Genomic DNA, 17,123 nt, shown 5'->3' on the forward strand with positions numbered 1-17,123 from the left:
TGATAAATATTCAATATTCTAAATTCTCTTTTATACTTACTAAATATACCTAATTTTGTGCTATGGTAAAAGACATTCAGCTTCGCATTTCTTTAAAAGAAGAAAGAATTCAGGATATTCTGCAAAAGAAATCTGCCGAATTTCTAAACGTTTCGCATCACGATATCTCTGGTATTAAAATTCTTCGAAAATCCATTGATGCCAGAAAGCCTAAAATTATGTTTAATTATAAAGTTTCTGTTTTTATAAAAGAACCATTACCAGAAACTTCCAAATATCATTTTGATTACAAAGATGTGTCGAAAGCTAAACCTATTCATATTATCGGTTTTGGTCCAGCTGGTATGTATGCTGCTTTACGCTGTATTGAATTAGGCTATAAACCAATAGTTTTAGAACGAGGAAAAAATGTACAGGACAGACGTCGTGATTTAAAAGCTATTAATCAAGACCATTATGTGAATGAAGATTCTAATTACTGTTTTGGAGAAGGTGGTGCAGGAACGTATAGTGATGGCAAATTATATACCCGAAGTTTAAAACGTGGTGATGTAAGACGCATTTTTGAAAATTTAGTATTTCATGGAGCTACTGAACAAATTTTGGTAGATGCGCACCCACATATTGGCACCAACAAATTACCTAAGGTGGTCCAAAACATTCGAGAAACCATTTTAAAATATGGTGGTGAAATTCATTTTGAAAGCCGTGTCACTGATTTTATTATTAAAGATAATAACATACAAGCCATTCAATTACAAAACGATAAAGAACTCACAACCGAAAAAGTCATTTTAGCAACAGGGCATTCTGCAAGAGATATTTTTTATTTATTAGATAAAAAAAGAGTTGCACTTGAAGCAAAATCATTTGCTATGGGAGTTCGTGTAGAACATCCTCAACATATTATAGATTCCATACAATATCATTGTTCGGGTAAAAGAGATGAATTACTTCCTGCAGCTGCTTACAGTTTGGTGCAACAAGTAAATGATAGAGGTGTGTATTCGTTTTGCATGTGCCCTGGCGGTTTTATTGTACCAGCTGCAACAGCAAATGGCGAAGTGGTTGTTAATGGTATGTCGCCTTCAAAACGAAACAACGAATTTGCTAATTCAGGCATTGTTGTAGAAATAAATGTTGATAAAGACCTTCCAAAATATGAACAATTTGGTGCGCTAAAAGGGTTGGAATATCAAAAGAATTTAGAACGATTAGCTTTTACGTCTGGAGGGCGAACGCAGACTGCTCCAGCACAAAGACTCACCGATTTTGTTGAAGGAAACTTATCTCGAGATTTAAATTCAACTTCGTATCAACCAGGGTTAAAATCGGCGCCATTACATTCGTTATTACCAAAACTGATAGGTGGTAATTTGCGAAAAGGCTTTGCCGCATTTGGACAGAAAATGAAAGGTTATTACACAGCTGAAGCCAATGTTGTTGGTGTAGAATCCAGAACATCGTCTCCTGTAAGTATTCCAAGAAATGAAAATTTACAACATCCAGACGTACATAACTTATTTCCTTGTGGTGAAGGTGGTGGTTATGCTGGAGGCATTGTATCTGCTGCTATGGATGGTGAACGTTGTGCGGAAGCCGCAATTGTTGGATTGTAAATATAGATAGATATTCTAGGTTTAATATAATTTAGAGTGAAGTCTATGTTCTAATATCTAACAGCAAAGCGGTCTTACATCTAAAAAAAATATTCCTATTTTTGCAACTCAAAATAAAACACATGAACGCATATATTTTTCCAGGTCAAGGAGCTCAATTTTCAGGAATGGGTTTAGACTTATACGAAAACTCTCAATTAGCACAAGAGCTTTTTGAAAAAGCTAATGAAGTTTTAGGTTTTTCAATCACTGACATTATGTTTGAAGGTTCTGCTGATGATTTAAAAGAAACTAAAGTAACACAACCAGCTATTTTCCTTCATTCAGTAATTTTAGCAAAAACCTTAGGTGAAAATTTTAAACCAGACATGGTGGCTGGACATTCACTTGGGGAATTTTCTGCTTTAGTTGCTGCAGGAGCATTGACTTTTGAAGATGGTTTAAAACTAGTTTCTCAACGCGCTCAAGCGATGCAAAAAGCCTGCGAAATTCAACCAAGTACTATGGCTGCCGTTTTAGGTTTAGATGATGATGTCGTTGAAAAAATATGTGCAACAACCGATGGTGTTGTGGTAGCTGCTAACTATAATTGTCCAGGGCAGTTAGTAATTTCAGGTGAGATTGATGCTATTAATAGAGCTTGTGAAGCCTTAAAAGAAGAAGGCGCTCGTCGCGCTTTAGTATTACCTGTTGGTGGTGCATTTCACTCACCAATGATGGAGCCTGCTCGTGAAGAATTGGCAGCAGCTATTGAAAACACAACGTTTAGCAAACCAAACTGCCCAATTTATCAAAATGTGACTGCAACTGCGGTAATTGATGAAAATGACATAAAAGCAAATTTAATTTCACAATTAACAGCGCCTGTTAGATGGACACAGTCTGTACAGCAAATGATTGCTGATGGAGCTACACACTTTACTGAAGTAGGTCCAGGAAAAGTATTGCAAGGGTTAGTAAAGAAAATACATCGTGAAGCCGAAACAGCATCAGCAACTTTAGAAGCTTAACCCTAGATGAATATATCTCGCAACACATCTATAATTCTATTGGTTATTGCAAATATTGCAGCAGACCAAATTTCAAAATTTTGGGTAAAAGCTGTGGTAGAACCTCGTAGTAGTACACCAATAATTGGTGACTATCTTACATTAAGAAATGTTGAAAATAAAGGTGCTTTTTTAGGAATGGGTAGTGATTTGAGCGACCCCTTAAGAATAATTCTATTACTAATATTACCAGCAGCTGTTCTTTTATTTGTACTTTATTATGTGTTTAAAGAAAAGCAAATGGATAGGTTGTCATTAATTGGCTTTTCGTGTGTTGTTGGTGGTGGGATTGCTAACGTTTTTGATAGGTTTGCTTACGGTAGAGTAACCGATTTTCTATTCATAGACCTAGGTTTTGTAAGTACTGGTATTTTTAATATTGCAGATTTATCTGTAACTACTGGAATGATATTAATACTTTGGTCTAGTTTAAAACAACGAAAAAAAGACAAAGTAAAGACATAAAAGAAGCCTCAACAATGTTGAGGCTGTTAATTGATACTGCTTATTTTTTATAAATTTTACCTTCTTTCATAACAAAAACTATGTTAGTCATAGTCTTTATGTTTTTAGTTGGATCATCATCCGTAGCAATGATATCTGCTAAAAAACCTTCTGATATTTGTCCAAGTTCATTACCCATTCCTAATACTTTAGCGTTTGTAATAGTTGCTGATTGAATGGCTTCTATTTCAGACATTCCAGCTTCAACCATATAACCAAATTCTTCTCCATTCTCTCCATGATTAAAAACTCCTGCGTCTGTACCAAAAGCAATTTTAACACCTTTTTTATAAGCTTTACCAAAAGTTGCTTGGATTTTTGGTCCAATTTCTAAAGCTTTAGGGACAATAATCGCTGGAAAATATCCTTCAATTTTTGCCTTCTCAACTACTTTTTTACCAGCAATAATAGTTGGTACATAATACGTCCCGTGTTTTATCATTAAATCCATGGTTTCTTCACTCATTAAAGTTCCATGTTCTATCGTCGTAACACCTCCAATTACTGCGCGTTGCATACCTTCATCTCCATGGGCGTGAGCAGCGATAATCATTCCATAATCTTTTGCTGTTTGACAGATAGCTTGTATTTCTTCTAAGGTAAACTGTGGGTTTTGTCCATTTTTAGCCATACTCAAAACACCACCTGTAGCAGTGATTTTAATATTATCGGCACCATCTTTATAGCGTTGTCTTACCGCTTTTTTAGCATCATCAACACTGTTAACAACTCCTTCTTTTGGTCCTGGATTTCCCATAAGGTCTTTACGTAGTCCATTAGTTGGGTCGGCATGTCCTCCTGTTGTACCAATAGCTTTCCCAGCTGTAAAAATTCTTGGACCTTTAACTTCACCGCTATTAATAGCGTTGCGCAATGAAATATTAACGCCACTTCCGCCCAAATCTCTAATGGTAGTAAAACCAGCCATAAGTGTTTTTTTAGCGTATTTTAAAGATCCAAAAGCAACATCAGCATCATTTTTAGTAAATGTATCCATATACCTGCTTGGACTGGATTCACCTTCAATATGCACGTGCATATCTATAAGTCCTGGCATAACAGTTTTTGTTTTTAGATCAACGACCACATCATCATTTCTTTCAGGATTTACAAATCCGTCTAAAACAGATTCAATTTTTTTACCAGATATTACTAAAGTTTTATTTTTTAAAACTTTTCCAGTTTTAGTATCAATTAATTTTCCACAATGTAAATAGGTGTTTTGGGCAGTAATACTAAATGATAGCAATATGGTAAGTAGAAAAAGTAATTTTTTCATTTTTTGGTTAATTGTTAAATGTTATAAATTTAAACCTCTAATTTAGGGATTTTTTCGAATGTTTTGCTCCCACTTCCAAGCAGAAGCTAATGCATCATCTAAACTAGAATGTGCTTTCCAGCCTAAAACAGTATTGGCTTTTTTGGTATTAGCATATGCCTCTATAATATCGCCTGCTCTTCTATCGGTCATTATATAATTAAGCTTTTGTCCAGAAACTCTTTCAAATGATTTAATAACATCTAATACACTGCTCCCTTTTCCAGTCCCGATATTAAAAGTTTCAAAATTTGAAGTGTTTTTCGCATTTAACAAACGTTGCAATGCAACTACATGCGCTTTTGCTAAATCTACTACGTGAATATAATCTCTTATACAAGTACCATCATGTGTTGGATAATCATCTCCAAAAACAGACAATTGTTCTCTTAATCCAATAGCAGTTTGCGTAATGAATGGCACTAAATTTTGCGGAACTCCAATTGGTAATTCACCAATTTTAGCACTTTTATGCGCACCAATTGGATTAAAATAACGTAAAGCGATGCCGTTAAACTCGTTATTAATTTTGCACACATCTTGAATAATCTCCTCACCTATTTGTTTAGTGTTCCCATAAGGCGATTCAGCTTTTTTTACTAGAGCGTCTTCGGTTATTGGCATAACATCTGCTTGTCCATAAACTGTGCAAGAGGAGCTGAAAATAAAGTTAGCAGTTTCAAGTTGTTGTATTTCTTGAAGTACGTAAACCAAGGTATTTATATTGTTCTCATAGTATAAAAGTGGTTTTTCAACACTTTCGCCAACTGCCTTACTTGCTGCAAAATGAATAACTCCTTGTATATCGCTATGCTTTTTAAAAAAAGATTGAACTTTAGGCTTTTCTTTTAAGTCAAGTTTTTCAAAAAAAGGTTTTATGCCTGTTATTGAAGCAATTCTATCTAAAACATCTTCCGAAGAATTTGATAAATCATCAATAATAATTACTTCAAAACCCTCATTTTGAAGCTCTACAACTGTGTGTGACCCAATAAACCCTAAACCTCCTGTTACAAGTATTTTAGCCATTTATAAAATCAATTATAGTACTAGTTATAAATGCAATTTGGTCGTCATCTAACTCTGTATGCATTGGCAATGAAATCACTTCCTTTATAAGCTGATTAGTTACAGGAAAATCTTCTTCTTTATATCTTGAATCTTGATATGCTTTTTGGCTATGTAATGGCACAGGATAATAGACACCACAAGGAATTCCGTTGTTGTTTAAATGCTCTACAAGAGCATCTCGTTTACCATTCGTTATTTTTAAAGTGTATTGATGAAACACATGATTATCATTATCCCCATCTCTAAATGGTATTATAATGTTTTCAATATTCTTAAAAGCTTCATCATATTTTTTAGCTGCATTTTTTCGACGTTCATTGTATACGTCTAATTTTGGAAGTTTTGTATTTAAAATAGCTGCTTGAATAGAGTCTAATCTAGAGTTTACACCAACCACATCATGATAATAGCGTCTATACATTCCATGATTTACAATACCTCTAATTATATGAGCTAAATCATCATCATTTGTAAAAATGGCACCACCATCACCATAACATCCCAAGTTTTTAGAGGGGAAAAATGATGTAGAAGCCACATGACCAATAGTTCCTGCTTTTTGCTTTGTTCCATTAGACGATGTATATGTCGCTCCAATAGCTTGCGCATTATCTTCAATGACATATAAACCATGCTCTTTGGCTATATCCATAATGGCATCCATATTTGCGCATTGTCCAAATAAATGTACAGGAACAATAGCTTTAGTATTAGGTGTAATGGCTTTTTTTATGGCGTCAATATCAATATTAAAGGTCTTTGGTTCAACATCAACCAAAACTGGAGTTAAACCTAATAATGCAATAACCTCTACAGTAGCAGCAAAGGTAAAGTCCGCAGTAATAACCTCATCTCCTGCTTTTAACCCTAATCCCATCATGGCTATTTGTAACGCATCTGTACCATTTGCACAAGGAATAACATGTTTTACACTTAAATAATCTTCTAAGTTTTTTTGAAATTCATGAACCTTAGGCCCATTAATAAAAGCTGTAGAATCTATAACTTCTAATACAGAAGAATTAACGGTCTCTTTAATTTCTTCATACTGACCTTTAAGGTCTACCATTTGTATTTTTTTCATCAGTAGAATTTGAATTTCTTAGTTAGCGAAAATACAAAATTCGTAGGTTTTTGCGAATGTATTTTAGATTAAAGAATGTATTTTAGCTTTATAGAAATTACTTTGAAAAGACTTTACAACATATTAACTCATATTGCCGCATTTCATATAAAAATAGCCGCCATTTTTAATAATAAACTAAAACTTGGTGTACAAGGCAGAGATGAGACTTTTTCTGTCTTAAAAAATAAAATTAGTGATAAAGACCAAGTTATTTGGTTTCATTGTGCTTCGCTTGGTGAATACGAACAAGGACTTCCTGTTTTTGAAGAAATTAGAGCTTCACAGCCTAACCATAAAATTGTACTTTCCTTTTTCTCGCCTTCTGGTTTTGAAATACGAAAAAACTCACCTATTGCAGATTGTGTCGTGTATTTACCCTTAGACACAAAGCAAAATGCTAAACAATTTCTTGATTTGATACAACCTGAATTAATCGTTTTTGTGAAATATGAGATTTGGCCAAATTACCTTCTAGAAATCAATAAGCGACAAATTCATGCTATTTTAATTTCTGCGTTATTTAGAAAAAATCAGAGTTTTTTCAAAGCTTCTGGAAAGTGGATGCAAGAAGCATTATTTGCTTTTAAACATATTTTTGTTCAGAATGAAACATCAAAAAAACTTTTAAATACTATTGGTTATCATGAGGTTACTGTTTCTGGTGACACTAGGTTTGATCGGGTTTCAAATCAATTAAAAATCAACAATAAATTGCACTTTATTGAAACTTTCAAACAAAATAAACTTTGCATTGTAGCTGGTAGCACTTGGCCAGAAGATGAAGCTTTATTTATTAACTCTATTAATAATGATAGTTCAAACACTAAATACATTATTGCACCTCACAATATTAAGAGTGGTCAAATTTCAAGTTTAAAAAACAAACTAAATAAACTAGCCATACTCTATTCTGAAAAAGACTCCGTTGATTTAACCAAAGCTAAAGTCTTTATAATTGATACTATTGGTATTTTATCGAAAATATATAGTTATAGTGATATCGCTTATGTTGGTGGTGCTATGGGTTCAACAGGATTGCATAACACCTTAGAACCTGCTGTTTTTGGCGTGCCCATTATTATTGGAGGAAACCATGAGAAATTTCCAGAGGCTAAAGCTATGATTGATAATAAAGGCATGTTCAGTATTGAAAACCAAACTGAATTTGATTCTATTTTAAATCGATTAATTAAAAATGATGATTTAAGAATCAAATCTGGTGAGTTTAATGCTAACTATATTTCTAAAAACAAAGGCGCAGTAGCACAAATATTAACATACCTAAACAAACGTTAAAGCTTTTAATTTGTTTGGATTATATGTAAATATCAAATAGGTTTGTTAGATGTCCTCTTTGAAGGGCTTATTCATAATCATAAACTAAATTTACACACATTATGTTTAAAACCAACCAACCAATATTCAAACTTTTTTGGATATGTATGTGTCTCGTTTCTGTAAATATCTTTGCGCAATCAGATTACAGAAATAATAACGAGTTAACAAATGCACTAAAACAAATTAAAAGCAAACATGCTTCAAATGTAAAACTTCAATCATTAACAAAAACTATTGGAGGGCATGACATTTGGGCTTTAACCTTATTTCAAGGAAAACCTGAAAACAATCCAGCAATTGCAATTGTAGGAGGTGTTGATGGGAGTTTATTACTGAGTAGAGAAATGGCTGTAAATATTGCTGAAAATATTTTGAACAACCATAAAGATGTTTTGGAACATACTACTTTTTATATTTTTCCAAACATGAGTCCACATGCTTCTCAACAATATTTCTCTTCACTTAAATATCATAAGTTGGGAAATGCTAAGGAAACTGATGATGATAGAGATGGCCTCTTTAATGAAGACCCTTTTGAAGATTTAAATAACGACGGATTAATTACTTTAATAAGAGTTGAAGATGTCACTGGAGATTATGTGAAGCTAAAAGAAGATGAAAGAATCATGGTTAAAGCCGATGCTCAAGAAGGTGAAAAAGGTGCTTATAAAGTCTATAGTGAAGGGATTGATAATGATAAAGATGGAAACTATAATGAAGATGGAGACGGAGGAATTCATTTCAATAAAAATCTAACTTACAATTTTCCATATTTCAAACCAGGAGCTGGTGAGCATGCTGTTTCTGAAAAAGAACATCGTGCACTTTTAGATTTTCTTTATGAGCAATGGAATATTTATGCAATAATCACTTTAGGTCCAACAAATAATTTATCAAATCCTTTAAAATATAATGCTGCAAATGCTAAAAAAAGAGTAGTGACTAGTATTTTAAAAGACGATGAAGCGTTAAATAAGTTTATTTCAAAAAAATACTCTAAAATTACTGATACCAAAGACGCACCAACTGCCAATGGGAAAGGCGGTGGATTTTTTGAATGGTCTTATTTTCACTTTGGTAAATTAGCTATGAGTACTCCAGGTTGGTGGGCACCAAAATTTAAAGGAGATTCTACTGTAAAAGCAAAAAAGAACTATAAAGCAAACTTTTTACAATGGGCTGAAGAAGAAAATCTGTCTAACCATTTTGTTGATTGGAAAGAGGTAAAACATCCTGATTTTCCAAATAAAAAAGTTGAAGTTGGAGGTATTGCTCCATTTAAAATGTCAAACCCTCCTTATAATATGGTTGGAGATATAAGCACGAAACATACCGATTTTGTTGTTGAACTGACTAAAATGCAACCAAATATTTCTATCGAAAATGTTACTACCGAAAAAGTAGATAATGGTCTTACTAGAGTAACCTTAAATATTCATAATAAGGGACTATTACCAACACATACCGAAATGGGTAAACGCTCGCGATGGTTAAGGCGTATTAAAGTTGATTTAAAACTAAATAGCAACCAAGAGGTAGTTTCTGGAAGAAAAGTTCAACTCATAGACAGTATTGATGGCGACAGTTCAGAAGAATTAACATGGCTAATTAAAGGCAAAGGCTCTGTAACGATTGAAGCAGGTGCTGCACACACAGGAACAGACTCAACAACCATTAATTTAAAATAAGAATCATGAAAACACATAACAAAATAAAACTCTTAATTGCGATTATGTTAATGGTTCCATTAGCAATAAATGCACAAAAAGCCGAAGAAATATTTAGAGCTGCAGGTTCACCTCACAACCCTAAAGTTCAAATTTCTTTTAACAAATACTATACAGCTGAAGGACTTGCAGCTATAAGCAAGAAAATTGCTGATGCTCATCCAAACTTAGTAAGAAGAGAATCTATTGGAAAATCTACTGAAGGAAGAGACATCTGGATGATGGCTATTACCAATTACAAAGTAGGAGATGCCGATAGAAAACCTGGATTCTATATTGATGGTAACATACACTCTAATGAAATTCAAGGTGCTGAAATTAGCACATATACAGCTTGGTATTTAACCGAAAATTTTGGAGATATTGACTATATCACAAATATGCTTAATGATCGTGTTTTTTATATCGTTCCAACCATCAATCCTGATGCTAGGAATAATTATATGAAAGAAGCCAATACAGGAAGTAGTCCAAGAGCTGGAATGATAGCTTTAGATGATGATAGAGATGGTTTGTTTGATGAAGATGGTCTTGAAGATTTAGATGGTGATGGCTCGGTTACAAGTATGCGTCGTAAAAATCCGAATGGGAACATGATTATTGACCCAAAAGACCCAAGAATGATGATTCAAGTTGGTCCTGATGATGTTGTAACAGCTCAACGTTATGAAAACCTAGGCTCTGAAGGAATAGATAATGATGGCGATGGTCGTGTTAATGAAGATCGTCCTGGTTACTATGACCCTAATAGAGATTGGGCTTGGAAATGGCAACCAGATTATATCCAAGGTGGTGCTTACAAGTATCCTTTTTCAGCTCCAGAAACAAGAGCCGTTGCAGATTTTGTACTAAAACATCCAAATATTGCTGGTGCGCAAAGTTTTCATAACTCTGGTGGGATGATTTTAAGAGGACCAGGTGCCGAAGAAGATCTATCTACATATAATAGAGCAGATATCGCTATCTATGATGCCATAGGTAAAAAAGGAGAAGAAATGATGCCTGGGTATCGCTATATGGTAGTTTACAAAGATTTATATTCTGTATTTGGAGGCGAATTAGACTGGTTCTATGGTAGTCGTGGTGTCTATACATTTACCAATGAAATATTCAGCTCTTTTGCTTATTATAAGACTAATGAAAGAGATAGAAACCAAATGTATAATTTTGAAAAAGATTTGTTATTAGGTGATGCTTTTACTGAATGGAAACCATACAACCACCCAACATATGGTGAGATAGAAATTGGAGGATTTAGAAAAAACATTGGACGTGCAACTCCAGGATTTATGTTAGAAGAAGAGTTGCATCGTAACATGGCATTTACATTTTATCATGCCTTTCATATGCCAAATTTATCTATTGATCAAGTTAAAGAAAAGAAAATAGGTGGTGGGTTAACCGAGGTTACTGCCTATATAAAGAATGATAGACTTATGCCTACACATGCAAGTCAAGATTTAAAATACAAAATTACTAGACCAGATTACATTTCTATAAAAGGTACAAATGTGGTTGCTGGAATGATTATTACTAATGAAGATTTTGGGTTTACCGAAGAACAAAAAACCAACCCTGAAACATTAAGAGTCGCAAACATACCTGGAAATAGTATTGTAAAAGTACGGTGGATTATTAAAGGAAACTCCAATTATACAATTACTGTAGATAGTGAAAAAGGAGGCGTTGTCTCAAATAAATAATACTAATTAGTATCATTTCTAAAATAAAAAAAGCTCTAAATGAATTGTTTAGAGCTTTTTTCATATATTTAGATTATGGCAGATGGTTTAAAAATGATACTTGCAATGGTTCTTTTTTTTGGAGCTATGTATTTATATTCTTGGATGCCAGAGATTCTTGAGGCGCGAAGAAAAAAAAAGCGAGAAAAAGATAAGCTTCAAAAATTAGCAAATAGAGAGGCTGAAAAACTTGAACTACAAAAATTAAGAGAAGAGAAATTTCAAACCCTTGAAGAAAGGCGTTTAAAGATTAAAGAACATTTTGAATGGCTTGAAAAAATGAATACAAAAATCAAACAGATTAAAAATAAATAAAGATCTTACAGCATTATAAGACTTTTTTATTTACTAAAAATCCAAAACTGAATTATAAACGTAAATAGTATTAGTTATTTACATATCGATAGTTTGTCGATTAAATAATCATATTTTTAAAAACTAAATTAAATCACTAAAAATCACTAAAATGAGAAAATTATTTCTAAGTACTGCATTTGTTTTAGCATTAGGCTTAACATTTACGTCTTGTAAAGACAAAAAAGCTTCAGAGGAAGTTGAAGAAACTATGACAGAAGTTGTTGAAAACACTAAAGACGTAGTTGAGGAAACTGAAGACGCTGTAGCTAAAGCAAAAAAAGCAGGTAACGAACTTGTAGAAAATGCAGAAAAAGCATTAGCAGAAGCTCAAGAAGCTGCAAAAAATGCAGTAGGAGATGCTAAAATAGCTGCTGACAAAAAAGTTGAAGAAGCTAAACAAGCATTAGAAGAGTTAAAAGCACTTTCTATGGAATCTGTTGAAAAGGCAAAAGATGTAGTAGAAGACGCTAAAAAAGATGCTAACAAAGCAGCTGATATGATAAAAAACTAGAACTTATTTAAAGTTCAAATTTTGTAAAGCTCTAGAAATTCTAGAGCTTTTTTAATTAATTATTGTAAGCCTTTTCTATTACATCTAAAAATGTTTCTACTGGTTGGGCTCCAGATAAACTATACTTATTATTGAATATAAAAAAAGGTACTCCAGAGACACCAACCTCTTTAGCTTTTATTTGATCATTAAATACTTCGTTTTTTAGTTTTTTACTCTTTAAACCTTCTAATACATTATTAATACTTAACCCAAGAACTCCCCCAATACTTAACAAAGTATTAGTACTATCAATATTTTTTCCTTCACATAAGTAAGCTTTAAATAATAATTCTTTGGCTTCATTTTGTTTATTTATTGTCTTAGCCAAGTGTATTAGTTTATGAGCATTAAATGAGTTAGCTACAACAACTTTATCTAAATTAAATTCTAGATTAACTTCTTTTGCCATATTTTCTGCATGAGTAAATAAATCTGTTATTTGTTGCTTATTAGCTCCTTTGTTTACATAGTAATCTATTAAGTTTATATCTATATTGGTTTGAAGGTTTGAATCTAATTCAAAACTTTTCCATTCAACAATAATTTTATCTTCATTGTTGTTGAATTGTGAAATAGCATCCTCTAATTTCCTTTTTGCTATATAGCAAAAAGGGCATCTAATATCTGACCATACAGAAATTGTCATATAAATATTATTTTTTAGTTACTGTTGCTTTATCGTTAATGCTCCTGATGGACATTGAGAAACTTGGTTTATAATATCTTCTTTAGAAGCACAATCTGTATGTACCCAAGGAGTTTCTCCTGGTCTGTATACGTTAGGCAATAATTTCACACAATAACCAGCATGTACACATTTGGTAGCATCCCAAAGAACAGTAATATCTTCCTTTTTAAATTCTTCCATTGTATTTCTTTAGATTTTTAAAGTTAAGGGCTTATTAGTGTTAATAAGCCCTTGGTTGCAGATGAGTATAAAAAACTCACCACCCTAATTAAACTATACTTAAACTAGCTACCATCTTTACTTTATTAGCCATTGTTGCGTAATTAGGAGAAAATTTAATGACTTCGTTAGCTGCTTCTTGATATTGAGTTTCTGTTCCATTTCCTTTTACTGAAAATGCGTACTCAACAGTATCAAAACCAACTGGAGATGTTTCGTTGATGCCCAAGAAACCTTGAAGATCTAATCCTGACTTTATGTCTAACGTAACAGATTCCAATTCTATTCCTTTAATAGAACACATAGCCACAAAAGTAACCATCATACAACCAGATAATCCTCCTAACATATAATCTTGAGGCGTTGGTGCAGAATGTGCTCCCAATAATTGTTCTGGTTCATCAATGGTAAAAGAAAAATCATGAGGAATAGTTTCATCACCTAAAATAAGGTTGTTTGTTTTTACTCCTACTTTAGTGCCACCCATCCAAGTAGCCTTTATGCCTCCATTGTACATTCCTTTTTTTGCGTCTTGCTCTACAGTCGCTTTATAGGCTCCTAATGCTTCTAAATTTAATCCGTTAATCATGTTTTTATTTTTAAGTGTTAATTATTAGCTCAAATAACCATTGTCAATTAATTGTTTTTGTACTTCCATATACGTTTCTGCGTATAATTTATCTACTTCTTTCATAGATAAGAACTCGTTAGAGAATTCTGGTTTTTCTGGATCTATCATTAATTTAATAGACTGTAAAAAATGACCTATCAACTCTTTAGGGTTTTCATTACCTACTGATACACGCATGGTTGTTTTATGTATACCTGCATCCAATAAGGCTTCTTTATTCAATTCTGAATGTGATGTGAAGGCAGGACATAAAAGTGTCGTATTAATTTGCCCTAAACTTACCTGAAGACCATAAGCTGGTGCTAATGCATCAAAGAACATTTTAAATGCCTTGTCCGATATTTTTGCGTTCTCAAAATCAATAGTGAACAAAGGTGCAGCTAATTGATATTTGCTAATTTTCTTCATAATTGCATTGTTGTGGTTTCCTTCCAGTCCACTACAATGTACTGTTACTCCAGGGTTAGAGTCAAAAAAATTAGCAAGCACTAATGTATTTACACATTTTTGAGCCATTCTTAAACTCAATGTTTTTAATCCAGATAATACTTCAAAAGCAGTATCAGAATTTAAGAAAGCGCCTTTCACATAGTATACATTCCAAAAAAGAGTTTCATCCCAGTTAATACCATTTTTCTTCTCACCTTTAGGCAAGAACATCAAGTCATTTTTAGCAATAATGCCTGCTGCAATAGCATTACCAGAACCAGTAATATCTTTCGTGTAACTATGAAATAAATAGTCAGGTCGAAGTTGTTCGTCTTCGTGCTGTAGAGGCTTAATTAGAAAAGGTGTAGCAACCGTTCCGTCTAAAACTACAGTTGCTCCATGTTGTTTAGAGAATTTACAAATAGCAGGAACATCTAACATATAACCATGTGGATTACAAGGAGATTCCATATATACGTGTAATTTGTTGCCAGAAGAAAGAATGTCCTTATAATCTTCTTTTGCTTTTTCAAGTACAGGTTTGAAATCTTCTACTGAGTAACCATCAAACCAAACTATTTTGATGCCGAATTTATTCTTTTTAGCAAAAAAATCTTCAATTAATTGATATACGCCACCATACACGTTTCTTGAAAGTACAAGTACATCTCCATAATTCAATATGTTACTCAACAATGCATCAACAGCTGCCATACCACTATTAAAGTTCCAAGCGGTATAATCATCGGCATATTTTCCTGCTTCTATATGTACAATCTGTTGTGAAAGTGCCATAGAAGTTGGGTTTAATAATCTTGAATAGATGTGGTGAATAGATTCTTTACCATTGAATGCATCATCAACCCACTCCGTACAAGAATAATCATATGTAGACGTACGAGCAATTACTGGAGTTGCAGAAAATAATGCTGCAATATTATTAGTTAAAGGAAATGGTCCTTTAGCCTGCAAAGTTTCGTCTGATTGACCTAAAGACTGATAAGTTTTGTTTAATGGCCCTTGTAATGTCTCTAGTACTTTGGCTATTTGAAAAGACAAAAAACGCTTTGCATTAAAATAGGCTACTTTTTCTCCTTGATCTAGTTTAGAAATAGTATTACTAGTTATTTCCTGCAACTTGGTAATATCGGACTGTGCGTTGTAAATATCAATGGCAGCACTTTTAAGTGCTTTACCATAATCGCTATTGGCATCTATGCTAAAATGCTCTAATTGCTCTGCTGCTAAAGCTTCTATAGTAGTTACTGTAGAAGATTTTCTCCTTGGAGATAAAATTTTGGAATTTGTTATATCACTCATAATCTATTTGTTATTTAAATTAAAACATACAATTTTGGTTGTGGTCATTTCTTTAATGGCTGATGCAACACCCTCTCTACCAATACCACTTTGCTTAATACCTCCAAAAGGCATCATATCTATTCTGTAATCTGATGTATCATTAACCATAACACCACCACATTGTATTTGCTCTGTTGCTTTAAAAGCCATATTAACATTATTAGTAAAAATGCCAGCATGTAATCCGTAAGGCGAATCGTTACATGCTTTAATACCTTCTTCTAGGGTTTTTATTTTAGACAATGTTGCTACTGGTCCAAAAATTTCTTTTTTACCATTTAGTGGGTTATCAAAATTCCCTTCTAAAATGGTAGGTTCAAAAACATTATTTATTCTATTACCGCCTTGTAAAACAGTGTATCCTGAAGTCTTAAGCTCTTCTATTGATGTTTCAATTTCTTCTATGGCGTGATTAGAAATAATTGGTCCCATATCTGTGGTTTCATCTTCTGGATTTCCAATTTTTACCTTTTTAGCACACTCTATTAATTTGTTTTTAAAAGCATCGTAAATGTCTTCATGTACATACATTCTTTTTACACCAACACAGTTTTGACCAGCCGCCCAAGTAATAGCCCCAAAACAATTTGTAGCTACTTCATCAACATTAACATCATTCATTACAATTACTGGTGAACTTGATCCTAGCTCCATGGCGACTTTCTTTATTCCAGCTACTTTAGTAATAGCTTCCCCAGATTTCGTTCCTCCTGTAAAGCTTACCATGTTTACTCTATTGTCCGTAACTAAAATGTTTCCAAAATTGCTAAGCGGTCCTGTTACAATATTTAACACATGATATGGTAAACCCGCTTCTAAGAATAATTCTCCTAGTTTTATGGCTGAAACAGGAGTAAAATCTGAAGGTTTTAAAATAATAGCATTTCCAGCAGCTACAGCTGGTCCTAATTTATGAGCCACTAAATTTAAGGGATCATTAAACGGTGTAATTGCTGTTACAATACCTATTGGACTATTTACATAATATCCTGTTCTGTTTTCCGATCCTTTAAAGGCATTAAAAGAGACCATTTCTCCATTATTTCTCTTGGCTTCTTCAGCACAAAGTGTTAATGTGTTAATACATCTATCGACTTCTTTTCTGGACTCATTAATAGTTTTTACACCTTCAGAAACAATCGTTTTTGCAAATTCTTCTTTTCTTTCACTTAAAAGAGTAGCTACTTTAGTTAAAATTTCACTACGCATATATGGAGATAGTTCTCTTGAAATCTCTTTTCCTTTTTCTGCCGATAGCAGCGCATCTTCTGTATGCTTTTTTGAAGCACAGGAGCCATAGTAAATGGTTCTACCTGAATATGCATTTTGAATTGGAAATTTCTCTTTAGTTTCAATCCAATTGTCGCCAATTAACATTTTTAAAGTCATA

At 33.2% G+C, this 17,123-nt stretch carries 16 protein-coding genes; 8 read left to right on the plus strand and 8 right to left on the minus strand.

All coding sequences use genetic code 11. The features are described from left to right. Nucleotides 1–62: 62 nt before the first annotated feature. From ABGB03_RS12420 to lspA, 3 genes are all read left to right on the plus strand, one after another. Entirely contained in the window at nucleotides 63–1,619 is a 1,557-nt protein-coding gene (locus tag ABGB03_RS12420; RefSeq protein ID WP_347922892.1) for an FAD-dependent protein, read from the plus strand. A 122-nt stretch (nucleotides 1,620–1,741) separates the two neighbouring features. After that, a complete protein-coding gene (gene fabD, locus ABGB03_RS12425; protein ID WP_347922893.1) occupies nucleotides 1,742–2,629 on the plus strand; it encodes an ACP S-malonyltransferase in 888 nt (295 codons plus the stop codon). 6 nt (nucleotides 2,630–2,635) lie between these two features. After that, nucleotides 2,636–3,133, plus strand: coding sequence for a signal peptidase II (gene lspA, locus ABGB03_RS12430; RefSeq protein WP_347922894.1), 498 nt, complete (start codon nucleotides 2,636–2,638; stop codon nucleotides 3,131–3,133). 40 nt (nucleotides 3,134–3,173) lie between these two features. Here the strand turns inward: lspA and ABGB03_RS12435 are convergent, their stop codons facing one another. The 3 genes from ABGB03_RS12435 to ABGB03_RS12445 are packed head-to-tail and all read right to left on the minus strand — an operon-like array spanning nucleotide 3,174 to nucleotide 6,645. Next, entirely contained in the window at nucleotides 3,174–4,451 is a 1,278-nt protein-coding gene (locus tag ABGB03_RS12435) for an amidohydrolase family protein (protein ID WP_347922895.1), read from the minus strand. A gap of 42 nt (nucleotides 4,452–4,493) precedes the next feature. Further along, complete coding sequence (gene galE / locus ABGB03_RS12440; RefSeq protein ID WP_347922896.1) at nucleotides 4,494–5,519, minus strand: UDP-glucose 4-epimerase GalE; 1,026 nt, start codon at nucleotides 5,517–5,519, stop codon at nucleotides 4,494–4,496. Beyond that, nucleotides 5,512–6,645, minus strand: coding sequence for a DegT/DnrJ/EryC1/StrS family aminotransferase (locus ABGB03_RS12445; RefSeq protein ID WP_347922897.1), 1,134 nt, complete (start codon nucleotides 6,643–6,645; stop codon nucleotides 5,512–5,514). Before ABGB03_RS12445 ends, galE begins: the two co-directional genes overlap by 8 nt. A 102-nt stretch (nucleotides 6,646–6,747) precedes the next feature. Between ABGB03_RS12445 and ABGB03_RS12450 the strand changes: the two genes are divergently transcribed. The 5 genes from ABGB03_RS12450 to ABGB03_RS12470 all read left to right on the plus strand — a co-directional run bounded on the left by ABGB03_RS12450 (nucleotide 6,748) and on the right by ABGB03_RS12470 (nucleotide 12,362). Beyond that, nucleotides 6,748–7,983 carry a glycosyltransferase N-terminal domain-containing protein gene (locus ABGB03_RS12450; RefSeq protein ID WP_347922898.1) on the plus strand — a complete coding sequence of 412 codons (1,236 nt, stop codon included), beginning with the start codon at nucleotides 6,748–6,750 and terminating at the stop codon, nucleotides 7,981–7,983. 101 nt (nucleotides 7,984–8,084) lie between these two features. Further along, nucleotides 8,085–9,713 carry a M14 family metallopeptidase gene (locus ABGB03_RS12455; protein ID WP_347922899.1) on the plus strand — a complete coding sequence of 543 codons (1,629 nt, stop codon included), beginning with the start codon at nucleotides 8,085–8,087 and terminating at the stop codon, nucleotides 9,711–9,713. 5 nt (nucleotides 9,714–9,718) lie between these two features. Beyond that, a complete protein-coding gene (locus ABGB03_RS12460) occupies nucleotides 9,719–11,455 on the plus strand; it encodes a M14 family metallopeptidase (RefSeq protein ID WP_347922900.1) in 1,737 nt (578 codons plus the stop codon). A gap of 75 nt (nucleotides 11,456–11,530) precedes the next feature. Further along, entirely contained in the window at nucleotides 11,531–11,809 is a 279-nt protein-coding gene (locus ABGB03_RS12465; RefSeq protein WP_347922901.1) for a hypothetical protein, read from the plus strand. 151 nt (nucleotides 11,810–11,960) lie between these two features. After that, on the plus strand, nucleotides 11,961–12,362 hold the full coding sequence (locus ABGB03_RS12470) for a hypothetical protein (protein WP_347922902.1): 402 nt from the start codon (nucleotides 11,961–11,963) through the stop codon (nucleotides 12,360–12,362). Between the two features lie 55 nt (nucleotides 12,363–12,417). Here the strand turns inward: ABGB03_RS12470 and ABGB03_RS12475 are convergent, their stop codons facing one another. The 5 genes from ABGB03_RS12475 to ABGB03_RS12495 all read right to left on the minus strand — a co-directional run bounded on the left by ABGB03_RS12475 (nucleotide 12,418) and on the right by ABGB03_RS12495 (nucleotide 17,122). After that, nucleotides 12,418–13,050, minus strand: coding sequence for a DsbA family oxidoreductase (locus ABGB03_RS12475; protein WP_347922903.1), 633 nt, complete (start codon nucleotides 13,048–13,050; stop codon nucleotides 12,418–12,420). 18 nt (nucleotides 13,051–13,068) lie between these two features. Next, nucleotides 13,069–13,272: a (4Fe-4S)-binding protein gene (locus ABGB03_RS12480; RefSeq protein ID WP_347922904.1), complete on the minus strand. Its 204-nt coding sequence runs from the start codon at nucleotides 13,270–13,272 to the stop codon at nucleotides 13,069–13,071. 88 nt (nucleotides 13,273–13,360) lie between these two features. Continuing rightward, a complete protein-coding gene (locus ABGB03_RS12485) occupies nucleotides 13,361–13,900 on the minus strand; it encodes an OsmC family protein (RefSeq protein ID WP_347922905.1) in 540 nt (179 codons plus the stop codon). A gap of 24 nt (nucleotides 13,901–13,924) precedes the next feature. Next, a complete protein-coding gene (locus tag ABGB03_RS12490; protein WP_347922906.1) occupies nucleotides 13,925–15,691 on the minus strand; it encodes a PLP-dependent transferase in 1,767 nt (588 codons plus the stop codon). A gap of 3 nt (nucleotides 15,692–15,694) precedes the next feature. After that, nucleotides 15,695–17,122: an aldehyde dehydrogenase family protein gene (locus ABGB03_RS12495; protein ID WP_347922907.1), complete on the minus strand. Its 1,428-nt coding sequence runs from the start codon at nucleotides 17,120–17,122 to the stop codon at nucleotides 15,695–15,697. Between the last annotated feature and the right edge of the window lies 1 nt (nucleotide 17,123).

This window comes from Pontimicrobium sp. SW4 (genome assembly GCF_039954625.1).
In the GTDB taxonomy this organism is placed as follows: Bacteria; Bacteroidota; Bacteroidia; order Flavobacteriales; family Flavobacteriaceae; genus Pontimicrobium.